General features: G+C 63.2%; 15 protein-coding genes and 1 pseudogene. 12 read left to right on the top strand and 4 right to left on the bottom strand.

All coding sequences use genetic code 11. The features are described 5' to 3' along the window. The first annotated feature begins 18 nt into the window (after positions 1–18). The 5 genes from ligD (at position 19) to BM408_RS00245 (ending at position 3,984) form a co-directional block, all read left to right on the top strand. Complete coding sequence (gene ligD / locus BM408_RS00230) at positions 19–2,640, top strand: DNA ligase D (RefSeq protein ID WP_092125764.1); 2,622 nt, start codon at positions 19–21, stop codon at positions 2,638–2,640. Positions 2,641–2,805: 165 nt separating this feature from the next. Continuing rightward, positions 2,806–3,090, top strand: a complete 285-nt coding sequence (locus BM408_RS00235) for a hypothetical protein (protein WP_092125766.1) — start codon at positions 2,806–2,808, stop codon at positions 3,088–3,090. A 73-nt stretch (positions 3,091–3,163) separates the two neighbouring features. After that, a complete protein-coding gene (locus BM408_RS00240) occupies positions 3,164–3,382 on the top strand; it encodes a hypothetical protein (RefSeq protein ID WP_092125768.1) in 219 nt (72 codons plus the stop codon). Between the two features lie 108 nt (positions 3,383–3,490). Next, positions 3,491–3,658, top strand: coding sequence for a hypothetical protein (locus tag BM408_RS22870; protein ID WP_175541636.1), 168 nt, complete (start codon positions 3,491–3,493; stop codon positions 3,656–3,658). Positions 3,659–3,681: 23 nt separating this feature from the next. Next, the gene (locus tag BM408_RS00245) at positions 3,682–3,984 is read left to right on the top strand and encodes a hypothetical protein (RefSeq protein WP_175541637.1); all 303 of its coding nucleotides are present in this window, start codon (positions 3,682–3,684) and stop codon (positions 3,982–3,984) included. A 109-nt stretch (positions 3,985–4,093) separates the two neighbouring features. Here BM408_RS00245 and BM408_RS00250 read toward each other — a convergent pair. Continuing rightward, a pseudogene (locus BM408_RS00250) lies at positions 4,094–5,045 on the bottom strand (PA2169 family four-helix-bundle protein). Between the two features lie 281 nt (positions 5,046–5,326). Here BM408_RS00250 and BM408_RS00255 point away from each other — a divergent pair. Continuing rightward, entirely contained in the window at positions 5,327–5,671 is a 345-nt protein-coding gene (locus BM408_RS00255) for a MoaF N-terminal domain-containing protein (protein ID WP_092125770.1), read from the top strand. A 28-nt stretch (positions 5,672–5,699) separates the two neighbouring features. Here BM408_RS00255 and BM408_RS00260 read toward each other — a convergent pair whose 3' ends face one another. Beyond that, the gene (locus BM408_RS00260) at positions 5,700–6,368 is read right to left on the bottom strand and encodes a DsbA family oxidoreductase (RefSeq protein WP_092125772.1); all 669 of its coding nucleotides are present in this window, start codon (positions 6,366–6,368) and stop codon (positions 5,700–5,702) included. A gap of 276 nt (positions 6,369–6,644) precedes the next feature. Here BM408_RS00260 and BM408_RS00265 point away from each other — a divergent pair, with 276 nt between their 5' ends. The 3 genes from BM408_RS00265 (at position 6,645) to BM408_RS22875 (ending at position 10,135) form a co-directional block, all read left to right on the top strand. After that, positions 6,645–8,600: a PhoX family protein gene (locus tag BM408_RS00265; RefSeq protein WP_092125774.1), complete on the top strand. Its 1,956-nt coding sequence runs from the start codon at positions 6,645–6,647 to the stop codon at positions 8,598–8,600. 210 nt (positions 8,601–8,810) lie between these two features. Then, positions 8,811–9,860, top strand: coding sequence for an Ldh family oxidoreductase (locus BM408_RS00270; protein ID WP_092125776.1), 1,050 nt, complete (start codon positions 8,811–8,813; stop codon positions 9,858–9,860). A gap of 104 nt (positions 9,861–9,964) precedes the next feature. Then, on the top strand, positions 9,965–10,135 hold the full coding sequence (locus BM408_RS22875; RefSeq protein WP_175541638.1) for a hypothetical protein: 171 nt from the start codon (positions 9,965–9,967) through the stop codon (positions 10,133–10,135). Between the two features lie 27 nt (positions 10,136–10,162). Here BM408_RS22875 and BM408_RS00280 read toward each other — a convergent pair whose 3' ends face one another. Further along, positions 10,163–10,687 (bottom strand): MarR family winged helix-turn-helix transcriptional regulator, encoded by a 525-nt coding sequence (locus BM408_RS00280; protein WP_092125780.1) that lies wholly within the window; start codon positions 10,685–10,687, stop codon positions 10,163–10,165. A 58-nt stretch (positions 10,688–10,745) separates the two neighbouring features. On the opposite strand from BM408_RS00280, the gene BM408_RS00285 reads away from it, so the two are divergent. Continuing rightward, positions 10,746–11,150, top strand: coding sequence for a GFA family protein (locus tag BM408_RS00285; RefSeq protein ID WP_092125782.1), 405 nt, complete (start codon positions 10,746–10,748; stop codon positions 11,148–11,150). Positions 11,151–11,179: 29 nt separating this feature from the next. On the opposite strand, the gene BM408_RS00290 is transcribed toward BM408_RS00285, so the two are convergent. Then, entirely contained in the window at positions 11,180–12,343 is a 1,164-nt protein-coding gene (locus tag BM408_RS00290) for an acyl-CoA dehydrogenase family protein (protein ID WP_092125784.1), read from the bottom strand. 117 nt (positions 12,344–12,460) lie between these two features. Between BM408_RS00290 and BM408_RS00295 the strand changes: the two genes are divergently transcribed. Continuing rightward, on the top strand, positions 12,461–13,669 hold the full coding sequence (locus BM408_RS00295; protein ID WP_092125786.1) for an acetyl-CoA C-acetyltransferase: 1,209 nt from the start codon (positions 12,461–12,463) through the stop codon (positions 13,667–13,669). 5 nt (positions 13,670–13,674) lie between these two features. Next, entirely contained in the window at positions 13,675–15,822 is a 2,148-nt protein-coding gene (locus BM408_RS00300) for a 3-hydroxyacyl-CoA dehydrogenase NAD-binding domain-containing protein (protein ID WP_092125788.1), read from the top strand. The last annotated feature ends 47 nt before the right edge of the window (positions 15,823–15,869 follow it).

A 15,869-nucleotide genomic window follows, 5' to 3' on the forward strand; every position in this document is an offset into this window, starting at 1 on the left:
GCCCAGCAAGCCGACACCATGGGCGCCCGCGACCTGCTGAAAACCTACCAGGCCAAGCGCGACTTCACGCGCACGCCTGAGCCCGCACGAGGTGGCGCCCGCTCAGACAAGGCCCTCAGCTTTGTCATTCAAAAGCACGACGCGCGCAACCTGCATTACGACTTCCGGCTTGAGCTGCAAGGCACGCTCAAAAGCTGGGCCGTTCCCAAAGGGCCCAGCCTGGATCCGGGCGTCAAACGCATGGGCGTGCATGTGGAAGACCACCCTCTTTCCTATGCGGGTTTTGAAGGCAGCATCCCGGCCAAACAGTATGGCGCGGGCGATGTGATTGTTTGGGACCGAGGTTTGTGGACGCCGCTGGGCGACCCGGTGAAAGGCCTCAAAAGCGGCAAACTCAAATTTGAACTGCACGGCGAAAAGCTCAAGGGCGGCTGGACGCTGGTGCGTATGCACGGCCGGGGCAGTGAGGACCATGAGCCATGGTTGCTGATCAAGGAGCAGGACGAACATGCCCGCACCGAAAAAGAGTTCGACGTACTCAAGGCCTTGCCCAACAGCGTGCTCTCGGGCAATCCCCTGCCCCGTGATGCACCGGCAGCACCCGGCAAAAAAGCGCGGACAAAGGCGGCTGCCACAAAAAACAACGACATCCCCGAAGGCGCCACCAAGGCCAAACTGCCCGAGACACTGGCGCCGCAACTGGCCACCTTGGTCACACGCCCACCCGCCGATCCCGAAGGCTGGGTTTATGAAATCAAGTACGACGGCTACCGGATGCTGGCGCGCATAGAAGGCTCATCGGTGCGCCTGTTCACCCGCAACGGCAATGACTGGACCAGCAAGCTGCCCAAACTGGCCAAGGCTGTCGCCGCGCTGAAGCTGCCTTCAGGCTGGATAGACGGCGAGATCGTGGTGATGAACGAGCATGGCGTGCCGGACTTCGGCGCGCTGCAAAACGCCTTTGACCGCGCGAGCACCGCCAGCATCGTCTACTACGTGTTCGACCTGCCCTTCTTCGACGGATTGGATCTGCGCCAGTTGCCGCTCAGCCAGCGCCGCGAAATCCTGTGCACACTGGCCACCCGCCACCCGCAAGACAGCATCCGCTTTAGCGATGCGTTTGAAGCAGCGCCGCAAGACCTGCTCGACTCCGCCCGCCGCGTAGGGCTGGAAGGCGTGATCGGCAAGCGTGTGGACTCTTCCTACGTGTCAAGCCGTTCGCCAAACTGGATCAAGCTCAAGACGCAGTTGCGCCAGGAATTTGTAATTGGCGGCTACACGGCGCCCAAAGGCTCACGCACCGGCCTGGGCGCGCTGATGCTGGGCGTGCACGATAACGAAGGCAAGCTTCAGTACGCCGGCAATGTCGGCACCGGCTTCAATGACAAGACGCTGGGCACCCTGACAGCCCGGCTCGAAAAGCTTCATACCGACCGCAGTCCGTTTGCCAGGCTGCCCGCCGGCGTCAAAGGCCAATGGGTCAAGCCGCGCCTGCTGGCCGAGGTGGCCTTTGGGGAATGGACCCACAGCGGGCATATCCGCCACTCCGTATTCCAGGGCCTGCGCACCGACAAACCGGCCACACACATCCTCCGTGAAAAACCTGCTGTGCTTGCGAACCAGAAAGGAGCCACCATGCCTCCCGCCAAAAAAACCTCCGACGAAAAACCTGCGGCGAAGGGCTCCCTGAAACCAGCCACCAAGGCACCAGCCAAACCCGTCCCTGCGGCACTGAAATCCCTGCGCGTGACACACGCCGACCGCGTGATCGATGCCAGCACAGGCCTTACCAAACAAAACGTGGTCGAACACTACGCAAGCGTGGCGTCCCTCATGCTGCCACACCTCAAGGCCAGGCCCACATCACTGGTACGCGCGCCTTCGGGCATTGCCGGTGAGCTGTTCTTCCAGAAGCACGCAGAGGCCACTTCCATCCCGGGCATCAAGCTGCTGGACCCGAAACTCGACCCGGGGCACGCACCGCTGCTGGAAGTTCCCACCGCCGCCGCCCTGCTGGCGGCCACCCAGGTCAATGTGATCGAGTTCCATACCTGGAACGCCACCACCCGCTCCATCCACAAGCCCGACCGCATGACCTTTGACCTGGACCCGGGCGAAGGCGTCGGCTGGCCGCAGGTGCAGGAGGCCGCGCAACTGGTACACGCCTTTCTGGACGAGCTGGGCCTGGCGAGCTTTCTGAAAACCAGTGGCGGCAAGGGCCTGCATGTGGTGGTGCCGCTCAAGCGCCAGTACGACTTCGACACCGTAAAGGATTTTTCGCATGCGGTGGTGATGCACCTGGCGGCCGTGATTCCCCAGCGCTTTGTGGCCAAGAGCGGCCCGAAGAACCGCGTCGGCAAGATTTTTGCGGACTACCTGCGCAACGGCTTCGGCGCCACCACAGTGTCGGCCTGGTCGCTGCGCGCCCGGCCCGGCATGGGGGTGTCGGTGCCGGTGGCCTGGGATGAGCTGGCCTCGCTCACCGGCGGCGCCCACTGGACGGCGCAAACGCTGGGCGCCCGGCTGACCGCCGGCAACCAGCCGTGGCACGCTTACGAAGCCTCCCGTAACAGCCTGACCAGCGCCATGAAGCGCCTGGGCTTCAAACCGCCGCGGGCAGGCACCTCCCGCAAGCCGTGAGGCTCGGTCAACGGCCTCTGTCGTCCCCGTCCTACAGAAGCAGAATCCACACCCCGACAGGCTGTTTGCGCCAGCCTCGCTACATTGAAGTTGTAGCGGACGAAGGCCGCACGGGCCTTTGCCCGTTCACCTCGTATTCATCCAACGCACTTCAAGGAGAACTGTATGGCTTCCAACACCAACAATCCAAAGAAGAAAAACCCGCGCCCGGATCAAGACGCCAACCCGCAGGCTCAGGGCCAGCGCAACCAGCCCGGCCAGCAAGACCGCCAGAACGCGAACCAGGCCAGTGATGCGCAATTGAACCAGGGCGGCGCAGGCCAGGGCCAGCACGGCAGCGCCCGCGGCAACCAAGGCCGGCAGGACGACAGCCGGAGCGCTTCACGCAATCAGAAAACCGAACGCGATGAAAACATGGAGCCCAGCGAAACCGGCCGCAGCAGCAACTAAGGCTTCACATCGATCAAATGAAACCCGAGCGAAGGCCCTGCCTTCGCTTTTTCATACCCACAAAGGCCCTGCCATGCACACCACCAAGCTGCCCGATGCCATGGACATCACGCGCTATCTTCAGACCGAAGGACGCCGGGTCGCGGCAGAGCTCGGGCGCAGGCGAGCGCCGGATCCAACAGCCGCCCGCCAGCAGCAGTGCGCCGCACCCAGCGAGCCAAACCCGCCCCGCAGCCTCAGCGAAGCCCTGCAACGCATGGGCGTGGTCTCCCCACCCAGGCGCCGCCTGTAGGTGGCCGCCGCGACTTGGCATGCGGCAGTCTCAAACACTGGTTTTGCCGGCGCCCGCGTCCTATCATTCAGGCAGCGTGACAACAATGCCCATGCGCCTGGAGACATCATGAAAACGCTCTTGCCTCTCACGTCGGCAACCTTGATTGCCGTGTTCCTGTTGTCGGGATGCCCCGACCCCAAAGCGCCCAAGGCACCACCCAAGGTGCCGGAACCCAAGGCAGCACTGATGACGACCGCGCCGGTGTCGCCCCTCCATATCGCGATGCCGGCATGACGATGTTCTTGCGTGCCACACAGATGACTCTGGCGGTTCTGACAGGCATCACACTGGCCGCCTGCGCCACGACCGCAGGCGACCCGCCCTCACACCGCGTCAGCGTGGAAGGCCGGACCTATCTCATCAGCCAGCTGACCGCAGGCACCTGGACGGCGACTGCCCCGAACCCGGCCAACGCAGTCGCCGGCTCGCCGCCGGGACGCGCGGCGCTGCTGCAAGCCATCGAGCAACACTCAGGCTGCAAGGTCACCGACTCCGACTATTCCCGCAACGGGACTCAACTGGATGCGCAAGTCGATTGCGACAGCCGCCTGAAAAACTAGGGCCTGTGAGCACGCAAAAAAAGGGGCGACTCAATGCCGCCCCCTGGTTTGCCGAGCCTCGAGTGCCGGCAAAAAACTAGAACACTGATACCAGCAACCCAAGCAAGGATCAGGCCGCTTTCAGCGCATCGCGCAGGGCTTTGACCTGGTCATGGTTGCGCTGCGCGCCATGCGCCTGGCGCTCCACCACCGTGCGGATGGCGGTGGGAAAATTGCGCTTGAGAGCCTTGCGGTAGCGCGCCACCGCGGCGTCTTCACCGCGCTCGCATTCATTGAGCATGGCCTGGTCGCTGAAGGCACTCAGCGTCGCGCGCACGGAGACCCAGCCGCGGTGCAATGCGCCACTGACGGAGCCGCCCTCATCAGGCTTGCCGCCCAGCTGGCGGATCAGGGTCTGCAGCTCCAGCCCTGCGGCATTCATCGGCGTGGCGGCCCAGCAGGGTTTTGATGTCCTGCGCCTTGGTGTGCTCAGCGCATTCGCGGAAACCGTATTCGCCGTCACGGCAGGACTCGAGCAGGTCGTTCAGGCTTTCGATGATGTCTTCATCGTTATCGACTGCCGCCGCACCGGCAGGTGTCGCGAACGCGCCCTGGCCGGCTCTTTCTGCCCTTTGCCACGCAGCGCGGCTGGCGGGCCTGGCTTGCGGCCAGCTCAGGGTGGAACTCTCCCTGAGGGTCTCCCAATGGGTTGCCAGCAGGCTGTCGTTCTCCTCAAACCCGCCGGGGAACCGTCTGCGCGCCGACACGCCCAGCCGGTAGGCGGGCCCATAGTCGTCAAAGCTGCGGTCGGCTTCGTAGTAATGCTCGCTCATGTAGTTCTCACGCCAGTAGGCCTCTTCGGCCGTCGGATCCAGGGCCTCGGCGGCCTCTTTGCCACCCATGCCACCAGCCACGGCGCCTGCCAGCCCACCCACAACCGCGCCAGCCGGCCCGGCTACCACCCCGGCGGCGGCACCTGCGGCCACCGCGCCCATCGCGGCGCCAATGCCAGTGCCCACGGGATGGGCACCCGGCTCCTTGCTGATAGGGTCAAGATTGAAGTCATGCTCTTTGGCTGCCATGGTGTGCTCCTTAAGATCAAACGCAAATTGCAGGAACGTCCGGATTCCGGACACATGAATTCATCGTCGCGCGAGGGAAAAACCGCTGCGGTCAGGCAAGCACAGCCAACTTTGTAGGAGAGCGCCGCGCACAAGTGGGCATGGCCCGCGGCGCGCTTGTCCTACACCCGATTCACACAACTCCCACAGGGGCCGCCGTTGAAGAGGCCTAAGTTGAACTGCACCATTCATCCAGGCCCGCGTGCAGCAATGCTCAAGGCCTTCTTTCTGGAGCCATCCTCATGACAACTTCCACCTTCCCCGCCTCCCTGCACGGCAAGACCCTGCGCTGGACCTTCAAGGACGGCCCGACCAAGGGCATGAAGTTTGAACACATCTTTGAAAAAGATGGAAAGGTGACCTGGCGTAGCGCCGGCCCAGACGCCAAGGACCACCACGACAGCGCCAGCGCCGCCGTAAAAGTCTCGGACGACGTGCATGTGGTGTCCTATCTCTCAAAGGAAAGCGGCTACACGCTGACGGTGGCGCTTAACCTCAAGACCGGCACAGCCACCGGCTTTGCCTCCAACGGCAAGGACTGGGTCCAGCAGTCCGGCAGCTTTGAAGTGCTGGGCGCGAAAGGCTGAGAAAAAAGGCTGGGACAGCAGGCTGCGCTCAGCCACCCGCGGCGATCTGCCGCAAAGCCTGCTCGAACACTTCGGCGGGTTGCCCGCCCGAGATCAGGTGGCGGTCATTGATGATGACGGCCGGCACGGAGTGGATGCCCTGCGTCAGGTAGAACTGCTCGCGCTCGCGCACATCGTCGGCATATTCGTCTGAAGCCAGCACTTCGCGTGCGCGGGCTTCATCCAGGCCCGCACTCACAGCAGCTTTCACCAGCACGTCGTGCGAAGCAGGGCTCTGGCCGTCGGTGAAGTAGGCCTTGAACAAGGCTTCTTTCAGCACCTTTTGTTTGGCCGGGCTTTCCAGCTCGGCCCAATGCAGCAGGCGGTGCGCATCAAAGGTGTTGTAGATGCGGCTGCGTCCGCCGCCGGGCTCGTCCGCCATGCTGAACTTGAAGCCCACCTGCGCGCCGCGCGCGCGGATGTTCTCGCGGTTGGCTTGAGCCTGGGCAGGCGTGATGCCGTACTTCTGGGTGATGTGCTCGGTGATCTCCTGGCCCTCGGGCGCCATCTTGGGGTTGAGTTCAAAGGGCTGGAAGTGCAGCTCGGCGTTGATGTCGCCGCGCACGCGCTCCAGTGCCTGGTCCAGCGACTTCAGGCCGATGGCGCACCAGGGGCAGGAAACATCGGACACAAAATCGATTTTGAGGGTGGTGGTCATGGTTGCTACCTTGGCTTGGCTGGTTTTATTCAGGCCGATTCTGGCCCGCAGCCCTACAACTTGCGCCGCTGCCCCGGATATTCAAGTACCTGCGACGGGGTTAATCCCCGCCGGGCACCCCGCCGCCAGGCCTTCTGTGGCAGCCCATTTCAAGAAACTGTCACACAAGCTTCCTAAGATTCCGGCAGCACAGCCTGAGCACGCTTCCTGCCGGGAGCGCCGTCTGGGCCGCAGCTTCGCGATTCTTCCCCACCTGAAAACCTGGAAAACACAACAATGTCCGACCTGGCCCACCCCGCAAACCCCACCCGCCGCACCGCCCTGAAGTTCCTGGCGACCGCCCCCATGCTGCCGCTGGGCGCATTGGCCTCCAGCACCCTGCTGTCGGGCTGCGCCACCGGCAGCGGCCCGGCCGCTGCGGGCAACTACCTGTCGTCCAGCTTCTCGTCCATGGCCGCCCCTTCACTGGCCAATGCCGCCGCCATGGCCACCACCACAGTGGGTTCCAGCCTTCAGGTCCAGCTCAAGGACAACAGCACGCAAAGCTACAAGCTGGCCTACCAGCCCTTCTTTGTCACCGGCGACATGGTGCCGGACGGCAAAGGCGGCACGATCCTGGCCGGCGGCTACGTGGACATCAACAACCAGCCCATCATCGACCGCTCGGTGCCCGGCAAGGAACGCCAGATCTTCTCGGACGGTCCGGACGGCACCTCGCTGCTGGGCCTGGCCAACGCCAATGTGCCCGGCGTCAAGGGCAAGGCGGTGTTTGCCGTCGTGCAGTTTGAATACACCACACGCGACAACGCCGGCGCCGATGCCTATGGCAACCTGCCCTCCCCCATCGCCGTGCTGACGCTGGACCAGGACCAGTCCACCGGCAAGCTGAGTCTGGTGAAGTACCACAACGTGGACATGTCCAAGGCGCACGGCCTGTGGATCACCTGCGGCGCCAGCCTCTCGCCCTGGAACACCCACCTCTCCAGCGAAGAGTACGAACCCGACGCGCCTTTCGCCGCCGAAAGCTCGCAGTTCAAGAAGTTCAGCAAGAACGTCTACGGCGACGAAAACAAGGCCAACCCCTACCACTACGGCCACCTGCCTGAAGTCACCGTGCACCCCGACGGCACCGGCAGCGTCAAGAAGCACTACAACATGGGCCGCATCTCGCACGAGCTGGTGCAGGTCATGCCTGACAACCGCACCGTGCTGATGGGCGACGACGCCACCAACAGCGGCCTTTTTGTCTTCGTGGCTGACCGCGAAAAAGACCTGTCCTCCGGCACGCTCTATGTGGGCAAGCTGGGCACCGGCTTCTCCGTCGACCCGGCCGACCAGGGCGCGAAGATTTCCTGGATCAAGCTGGGCCACGCCAACAGCGCCGAAATCGAAAAAATGGCCGACACGCTCAAGCCGGCCGACATCATGACGGTGCACAAAACCGACCCGTCGGACGCCAGCTTCACCAAGGTGTTTTACAACGGCAACCCGAACTGGATCAAGATCAAGCCGGGCATGGAAAAGGCCGCCGCCTTCCTCGAAACCCACCGCTACGCCTACCTGATGGGCGGCAGCATGGGCTTCTCCAAGATGGAAGGCACCACCGTCAACATCAAGGACAAGGTTGCCTACTCTGCGCTGCAGAACATGGTGGACTCCATGGTCAAGACCGGCAAGGGCTGGAACGCGGCCAGCGGCATCGCGATGGACAAAGCCCTCGTCGCCGGCGGCGTGATGGCGCACAAGCTCGACGGCGGCCAGAAGGACCTGGGCGGCAACGCCATCAACAGCGAATGGATGCCGGTGCACACCAAGGCGCTGATCATCGGTGAAGACATCGCTGCCGACGCGCTGGGCAACAAGGCCCACCCCGACAAGATCGCCAACCCCGACAACCTGAAGTTCTCGGAAAAAATGCGCACCCTCTTCATCGGCGAAGACAGCGGCTCGCACGTCAACAACTTCATCTGGGCCTACAACGTCGACACCAAACAGCTGTCACGCCTGATGTCCATGCCCGCAGGCGCCGAAGCCACCGGCCTGCATGTGGTGGACGACCTCAACGGCTGGACCTACATCATGAGCAACTTCCAGCACGCCGGTGACTGGAACTCGCTGCACGGCAAGGTGCAGGCCGTGCTGGACCCGCTGGTCCGCGCGAACTACAAGGACCGCTACGGCGCGGCTGTGGGTTACCTCACCGCCGACCCAAGCAGCATGAAGCTGGGCTGATCACGGTTCAACACACGCTTTAGCCGGCGCCAGCCGGCGCACCAGGCGAGACATCAAGCGGAAAGCGGGCTCAAAGCCTGCTTTCCGCTTTTTTCATGGCGGCAACTCTTTCCAGCCAGCGCTGCCCCTTGCGCGCTGTGCGCTGCGGTTGCGACGACCGGTCTCTAGAATGAGCAACACCCAAAACAGAGCAAACCAGAGACAAGCACCATGCGATACGCCTACCAGGACCTCATCACTTTTGCCGAAAACCTGCTGACAGCCTCAGGGCTGGAGCCCGCCAAAGCCGCCGCGGTGGCCAGCATCCTGGTCGAAGGCGACCTGATGGGCCACAACACCCACGGCCTGGCCTTGCTGCCCGGCTACTTGGGCGAACTCGAATCCGGCTCCATGGAAAAGCTGGGCGCGCCCACCGTGCTGGCCGACCACCCCGCAGCCCTCACCTGGGACGGCCGCCGCCTGCCTGGCCCGTGGCTGGTGCTGGAAGCCATGGCGCTAGCCGCTGAACGCGCGGCCACCCAGGGCACCTGCACGGTGGTGATCCGCCGCAGTCACCACATCGCCTGCCTGGCCGCTTACCTCAAGCGCGCCACCGACCAGGGCCTGGTGATGCTGCTCACCTGCTCAGACCCGAACACGGCCAGCGTCGCCCCTTTCGGCGGGCTGGACGCCGTCTTCACGCCCAATCCGGTCTCGGCCGGCATTCCCACCGGCGGCGTGCCGGTGCTGATGGATGTGTCGACCTCCGCCACCACCAACGGCCTGACCAACCGGCTGCATAAGGAAGGCAAGCACCTGCCCGCCGCCTGGGTGATGGACGTGCATGGCGCGGCCAGCACCAACCCCTCGGTGCTGTTTGAAGAACCCAAGGGCACCATCCTGCCGCTGGGCGGCATGGATTCGGGCCACAAGGGTTACGGCCTGACCCTGCTGGTTGAAGCCCTCACCGGCGGCCTGGCCGGCCATGGCCGCGCCGACCCGAAAGAAGGCTGGGGCGCCACCGTGTTTTTGCAGATCATGGACCCGCGCGCTTTTGCAGGCCTGGACGCCTTCACGCGGCAGACCGGCCATGTCGCCGATGCCTGCCGCGCCTCGCGCCCAGCCCGTGAAGGCAGCGCGGTGCGCACGCCCGGTGAAAAAGGCATTGCACTGGCTGAGCAGCAAAAGCAGGCCGGTGTGGCGCTTTACCCGTCCATCCTGCCGTCGCTGGCCAGCTGGGCCATCAAGCTGGGTGTGACCGAGCCGGCCGCCGTCTCGTAAGGCCATCCGTAGGCCCGCTCTGACACCCATCAGCGCTTCTCCCCGATAAGGCGCAGGCCCTGCCGCACGCATAGTGACTCCACAACAATTCTGTGGAGAACAACATGTCTTTTGCGCTTTATATGGTCGGGTTTGTGATCTTTCTGGCCGGTGTCATCTGGGGCGCTGTGGTGGCCGGCGTGCCGCACCTCTATATCGGCATCGGTGCGCTGATTTTTCTGGGCATAGGCATTTTCAGCGCCGTGAGCCGCACCCGCAGCAAAGACCCATCCTAAGAAGCCAGGGAGCTTGCCGCAGCGGCTTTACGTGGCTGGCGGCGGCTCCTGCGCCAGCAGAACCCGCTGCAGCGCTCCCAGCGTGGCGCTCGCAGCGCGCAACTGGGCTTCATCGAGTTGCGCGGCCAGCGCATTGGCCCAGACCTTCTGCCCCGCCTGGATGGTCTGCAGGGCCTTTCGGCCATTGGCAGTCAGACGCAGCAGCTTGGCACGCACATGGGCCGGGTTGTCTTCATAGGCCGTCAGGCCCTCTTCCGTCAGCAAATCCGCCACGCGCTGCACGCTTTGGCGCGTCAGATTCATGGCGCGGGCAATCTGCGCCACCGACATCGGGGCGTCTTCCACCGCGGCCAGCACCTGCCAGCGGGCGGAGGTCTGGCCGGCCGGCGCAGCCAACGCGTCCCCTGCCGTGACCAGCAGCCCATTGAGCTGCATGACCTGCACAACCAGCCAGCTCAGGGTATTGGCAGCGGGCGTGCGTTCAACAGGGGCGGTGGGAGTTTTTTCACCCTTGTTGACAGCATGCTGTCGTTTATTTATACTTTTGGACATGACAACATTCTGTCATATTGCCTCCGATCTGCAAGCCATATCCACCAAGGGAAGCACCATGAAAAAGACCTATACCGGAAGCTGCCACTGCGGCGCCGTCCGTTTTGAAGCCGACATCGACCTCAGCCAGGGCACCGGCAAATGCAACTGCTCCATCTGCACCAAAACCCGTAACTGGAACGCCCTGATCAAGCCAGACGCCTTCCGGCTGCTGTCCGGCGAAGATGCGCTGAGCGACTACCAGTTCGGCACCAAAAGCGGCCATCACCTCTTTTGCCGGCATTGCGGTGTGCGCTCTTATGAACGCGGCTACCTTGAGCAGATTGGCGGCGATTACGTTTCCATCAAGCTGGCATCGCTGGACAACGTCGATCTGGAAGAACTGATCAACGCGCCGGTCAATTACGCCGATGGGCGCAACAACGCCTGGTGGAACAAGCCCGCTGAAACGCGGCACCTTTGAGAGCGGTTCCGGCCCGCAAGCCCCAGGCGCTACTTCGCGCCCAAACCCATCGCCCGCGAAATCACTTCCTTCATGATTTCATTCGTGCCGCCGTAAATCCGCTGCACGCGGGCGTCGGCGTAAGCGCGGGTGATGGGGTATTCCCACATATAGCCGTAGCCGCCGAAGAGCTGCACACATTCGTCCATCACCTTGCATTGCAGGTCGCTGCACCAGTACTTGGCCATGCTGGCGGTGGCGGTGTCCAGCTTGTCCTGTGCGACCAGCTCCACACATTTGTCGACAAACACACGGGCCACCTGCACCTCGGTTTGCAACTCGGCCATTTTGTAGCGCGTGTTCTGGTAGCTGGCCACCGGCTGGCCGAAGACCTTGCGCTCTTTCACATAGGCCAACGTCCAGTCGATGGCCGACTGGGCGGACGACACCGCCGTGATGGCGATCTGCAGGCGCTCCCAGGGCAGTTGCTCCATCAGACAGATAAAGCCGCGGTTCTCACGGGCTTGTCCGCCCAGCAGGTTCTCAGCCGGCACCTTCACGTCGGTAAAGAACAGCTCCGAGGTGTCTTGCGCCTTCAGGCCCAGCTTTTTGAGGCGCTTGCCGGTTTCAAAGCCGGGCATGCCGCGCTCCACCAGCATCAGGCTGGTGCCCTTGGCGCCTGCCGCCGGGTTGGTCTTGGCCACCACAATGACGAGGTCGGCATGCCAGCCGTTGGTGATGAAGGTTTTGCTGCCGTTGAGCAGGTAGCTGCCGTCAGCCTGCTTGATGGCGGTGGTTTTCACGCCCTGCAGGTCTGAACCGGCGGCGGGCTCGCTCATGGCGATGGCGCCCACCATTTCACCGCTTGCGAGTTTGGGCAGGTATTTCTGCTTTTGCGCTTGGGTGCCGTAGTGCAGGATGTAGGGCGCCACGATTTCACTGTGCAAGCCGTAGCCGATGCCGGTGAAGCCGCCCCGCCCGAGTTCTTCCATCTGGATCACGGAGTACAGCTTGTCCGCGCCCGAGCCGCCGTATTCCTCGGGCATGGTCATGCACAAAAACCCGTTCTCGCCTGCCTTGTTCCAGACTTTGCGGTCGACATAGCCCTGCTCTTCCCACTGTTCGTGGAAGGGCGCGATTTCCTTGTCCATGAAGCGGCGAAAGGCATCGCGAAAGGCTTCATGGTCTGGACTGAAGAGGCTGCGTTCGATCATGCGGGTCACCTGCGAAGGTAAAAACTATTTATGCAAAGCGGCTGCTTTGTGAAATGAATATACTGCAACAGCCTCTACTTTCGACTCCCCATCATCCCTGCCCTCCCAAGGAAAGCCATGAGCACCGAAGCCTTTATCTACGACGCCATCCGCACCCCCCGCGGTAAAGGCAAAAAAGACGGCAGCCTGCATGAAGTCAAACCCGTCAACCTGCTGGCCGGCGTGCTGACGGATCTGCAGCAGCGCAACGGCTTTGACACCGCCGCCGTCGATGACGTGGTGATGGGCGTGGTCTCGCCGGTGGGTGAGCAAGGCTCGGTGATTGCCAAGGTGGCCGCCCTCAAGGCCGGCTGGGACTTCCGCGCCTCGGGCGTGCAGGTCAACCGCTTTTGCGCTTCGGGCCTTGAGGCGGTGAACATGGCCGCGCAAAAAGTGCGCTCAGGCTGGGAAGACCTGGTGGTGGCCGGCGGCGTGGAAAGCATGAGCCGCGTGCCCATAGGCGCCGACGGCGGCGCCTGGGCGCAAGACCCCGAAACCAACAGCGCCACGCTGTTTGTGCCCCAGGGCGTGGGCGCCGACCTGATTGCCACCATAGAAGGCTTCAGCCGCAGTGACGTTGACGCCTTTGCGCTTGAGAGCCAGCAACGCGCCGCCAAAGCGCGGGCCGCCGGTTACTTTGCCAACTCGGTGGTGCCGGTGAAAGACTTCCTGGGTCAGACGATTCTGGGCGAAGACGAATTCATCAAACCCCACACCACGCTGGAAGGCCTGGCCTCGCTCAAACCGGCCTTCGACCAGTTGGGCGGCATGGGCTTTGACGCGGTGGCGCTGCAACGCTACCCGCAAGTCGAGCGCATTCACCATGTGCACCATGCCGGCAATTCGTCGGGCATTGTGGACGGCGCGGCCGCCGTGCTGGTGGGCTCTGAAGCCGCAGGCAAAACGCATGGCCTCAAGCCGCGCGCTCGCATCGTGGCCGCGGCGCTGAGCGGCGCTGACCCGACCATCATGCTGACCGGCCCCATGCCGGCCACACGCAAGGCGCTGGCCAAAGCCGGCCTGACGGTGGACCAGATCGACCTGTTCGAGGTCAACGAGGCTTTCGCCGCCGTGGTGATGCGCTTCCTGAAAGAAATGAAAGTGCCACATGACAAGGTCAACGTGAACGGCGGCGCCATCGCCATGGGCCACCCGCTGGGGGCTACCGGCGCGATGATTTTGGGCACGCTCATCGACGAACTGCACAGGCGCAAGCTGCGCTACGGCCTGGCCACCCTGTGCGTAGGCGGCGGCATGGGTATCGCGACCATTGTTGAAAGAATCTGAACGCCATGAAGACCATCAAATACCAGGTCGATAACAGCATCGCCACCATCACCTTCGACGAGCCCGACTCCCCCGTCAACACCATGTGCCTGCAGTGGCAGGACGACCTGAGCGAAGTCACTGCGCAGGTAGTGAAGGACAAAGCCGCACTCAAAGGCGTCATCCTCGCCTCCGCCAAGAGCACCTTCTTTGCCGGGGCCGATCTGAAGGCCGTGATGCGTCTGGCACCAACCGACGCGCCCAAGGCTTATGCCGAAGTCGAACGCGTGAAGAAAAACTTCCGCACGCTGGAAACGCTGGGCATTCCCGTGGCGAGCTGTCTCAATGGCACGGCACTCGGTGGCGGCTGGGAGGTCGCGCTGGTCGGCCACTACCGCGTGGCGGTGGATGACAGCAAGACCCAGTTCGGCCTGCCCGAAGTGACGCTGGGCCTGCTGCCCGGTGCCAGCGGCGTGACCAAAATGACACGCCACCTGGGACTGATGGGCGCGCAGCCCTACCTGGTCGAAGGCAAGACATTCAGCCCGCGCCAGGCGCTGGAGCAGGGCCTGGTGCATGAGCTGGTGGCCGATGCGGGTGAGCTGCGCGGCAAGGCATTGGCCTGGATTGCCGCCAACCCGGCGGCGCAACACCCGTGGGAAGCCAAAGACTACAAAATCCCCGGCGGCACGCCCGCCAACCCCAAGATTGCCGCGGCCCTTAGCGTCGCCCCTGCCATGCTCAAAAAGCAGACACGCGGCCTCTACCCCGCACCCGAAGCGATTCTGGCCTGCATGGTTGAAGGCACACAGGTGGATCTGGAGACGGCTTTCCGCATCGAAAGCCGCTACCTCGCCAAACTCATGACCGGCGCCAATGCCAAGGCCATGATCAACACCTTTTTCTTCAACATGAACGCCATCAAGAGCGGGCAGTCGCGCCCGCCCAAGGTGCCAAAGTTCAGGCCCAACAAGGTGGGCCTGCTGGGCGCCGGCATGATGGGCGCGGGCATTGCCTACGCGCAGGCCAGCAAAGGCATTGCGACGGTGTTGAAAGACGTGAGCCAGGACAAGGCCGATGCCGGCAAGGCCTACAGCAGCAAGATCACCGCGCCGCGCGTCGAAAAAGGCCGCATGACGGCGGCCGAGCAAAGCGCCCTGCTCTCGCGCATCACCGCGACTGACCAGGTGAGCGAGCTGGCGGGCTGTGACCTCATCATCGAGGCGGTGTTTGAGCGGCGCGACCTCAAGGCCAAGGTTACGCAGGAGGCCGAGCCGCTGCTGGCGCCTGGCGGCTTCTTTGCCTCCAATACCTCGACCCTGCCCATCTCAAGCCTGGCCACGGCCAGTGACAAGCCTGAAAAATTCATCGGCATCCATTTCTTCAGCCCGGTCGACAAGATGAAACTGGTCGAGATCATCCGCGGCAAACAGACCGACGACGAGACCGTAGCGCGCGCCTTTGACTATGTGCAGGCGCTGGGCAAGATTCCCATCGTGGTGAACGACTCGCGCGGCTTTTACACCAGCCGCACCTTCGGCACTTTTGTGATGGAAGGTGCGGCCATGCTGGGCGAAGGCATCCCGGCCGCCGCCATTGAGAACGCCGGTTTGCAGGCCGGCATGCCGGTGGGGCCGCTGGCCGTGCTGGATGAAACCGCCTTGTCGCTGAGCGTGCATGTGCTGGACCAGACGCGCACCGACTTCACCGCCGAGGGCAAGACCTATACCGCCACGCCCGGCGAGTTGCTGGTTGAGCGCATGGTGAAGGAGTTGAAGCGCTCTGGCCGCGCGGCCGGCGGCGGCTTTTACGAATACCCAGCCGAACCAGGTGCCAAAAAGCACCTGTGGCCCGAACTCAAACCCTTGTTTGAGAAACCCGATGCAGCCTGGGACATCAACGAACTCAAAGACCGGCTACTCTACCGCCAGGCGGTGGAAACCGCCCGCTGCCTCAGCGAAGGCGTACTCACCACGGTGCACGACGCCAATATCGGCTCTATCTTCGGCATCGGCTTTCCGGCCTGGACGGGTGGTGCGATGCAGTTCATTTACGGCATGGGTGTTGACGCCTTTGCCGCACGCTGCGCTGAGCTGGCCGCCAAATTCGGCCCCGGCTTTGTGCTGACGGATGCCGTCAAAGACGCGATCCGCAAGCACCAGCCGGTGTATTGAGCTGCTTCGATTACCCTTTCCTTCCTCTCATTCTTTTTATAGCTTCA

This window comes from Polaromonas sp. YR568 (assembly GCF_900116715.1).
GTDB lineage: Bacteria > Pseudomonadota > Gammaproteobacteria > Burkholderiales > Burkholderiaceae_C > Polaromonas.

Bases quoted from the DNA above. Each gene is read 5' to 3' on its own strand.
- BM408_RS22870 (WP_175541636.1), top strand. From the start codon at position 3,491: ATGAAAACGCTCTTGCCTCTCACGTCGGCAACCTTGATTGCCGTGTTC.
- BM408_RS00280 (WP_092125780.1), bottom strand. From the start codon at position 10,687: ATGTCCAAAAGTATAAATAAACGACAGCATGCTGTCAACAAGGGTGAA.
- BM408_RS00290 (WP_092125784.1), bottom strand. From the start codon at position 12,343: ATGATCGAACGCAGCCTCTTCAGTCCAGACCATGAAGCCTTTCGCGAT.
- BM408_RS00300 (WP_092125788.1), top strand. From the start codon at position 13,675: ATGAAGACCATCAAATACCAGGTCGATAACAGCATCGCCACCATCACC.
- BM408_RS00265 (WP_092125774.1), top strand. From the start codon at position 6,645: ATGTCCGACCTGGCCCACCCCGCAAACCCCACCCGCCGCACCGCCCTG.
- ligD (WP_092125764.1), top strand. From the start codon at position 19: ATGGGCGCCCGCGACCTGCTGAAAACCTACCAGGCCAAGCGCGACTTC.
- BM408_RS00255 (WP_092125770.1), top strand. From the start codon at position 5,327: ATGACAACTTCCACCTTCCCCGCCTCCCTGCACGGCAAGACCCTGCGC.
- BM408_RS22875 (WP_175541638.1), top strand. From the start codon at position 9,965: ATGTCTTTTGCGCTTTATATGGTCGGGTTTGTGATCTTTCTGGCCGGT.
- BM408_RS00240 (WP_092125768.1), top strand. From the start codon at position 3,164: ATGCACACCACCAAGCTGCCCGATGCCATGGACATCACGCGCTATCTT.
- BM408_RS00270 (WP_092125776.1), top strand. From the start codon at position 8,811: ATGCGATACGCCTACCAGGACCTCATCACTTTTGCCGAAAACCTGCTG.
- BM408_RS00245 (WP_175541637.1), top strand. From the start codon at position 3,682: ATGACTCTGGCGGTTCTGACAGGCATCACACTGGCCGCCTGCGCCACG.
- BM408_RS00260 (WP_092125772.1), bottom strand. From the start codon at position 6,368: ATGACCACCACCCTCAAAATCGATTTTGTGTCCGATGTTTCCTGCCCC.
- BM408_RS00285 (WP_092125782.1), top strand. From the start codon at position 10,746: ATGAAAAAGACCTATACCGGAAGCTGCCACTGCGGCGCCGTCCGTTTT.
- BM408_RS00295 (WP_092125786.1), top strand. From the start codon at position 12,461: ATGAGCACCGAAGCCTTTATCTACGACGCCATCCGCACCCCCCGCGGT.
- BM408_RS00235 (WP_092125766.1), top strand. From the start codon at position 2,806: ATGGCTTCCAACACCAACAATCCAAAGAAGAAAAACCCGCGCCCGGAT.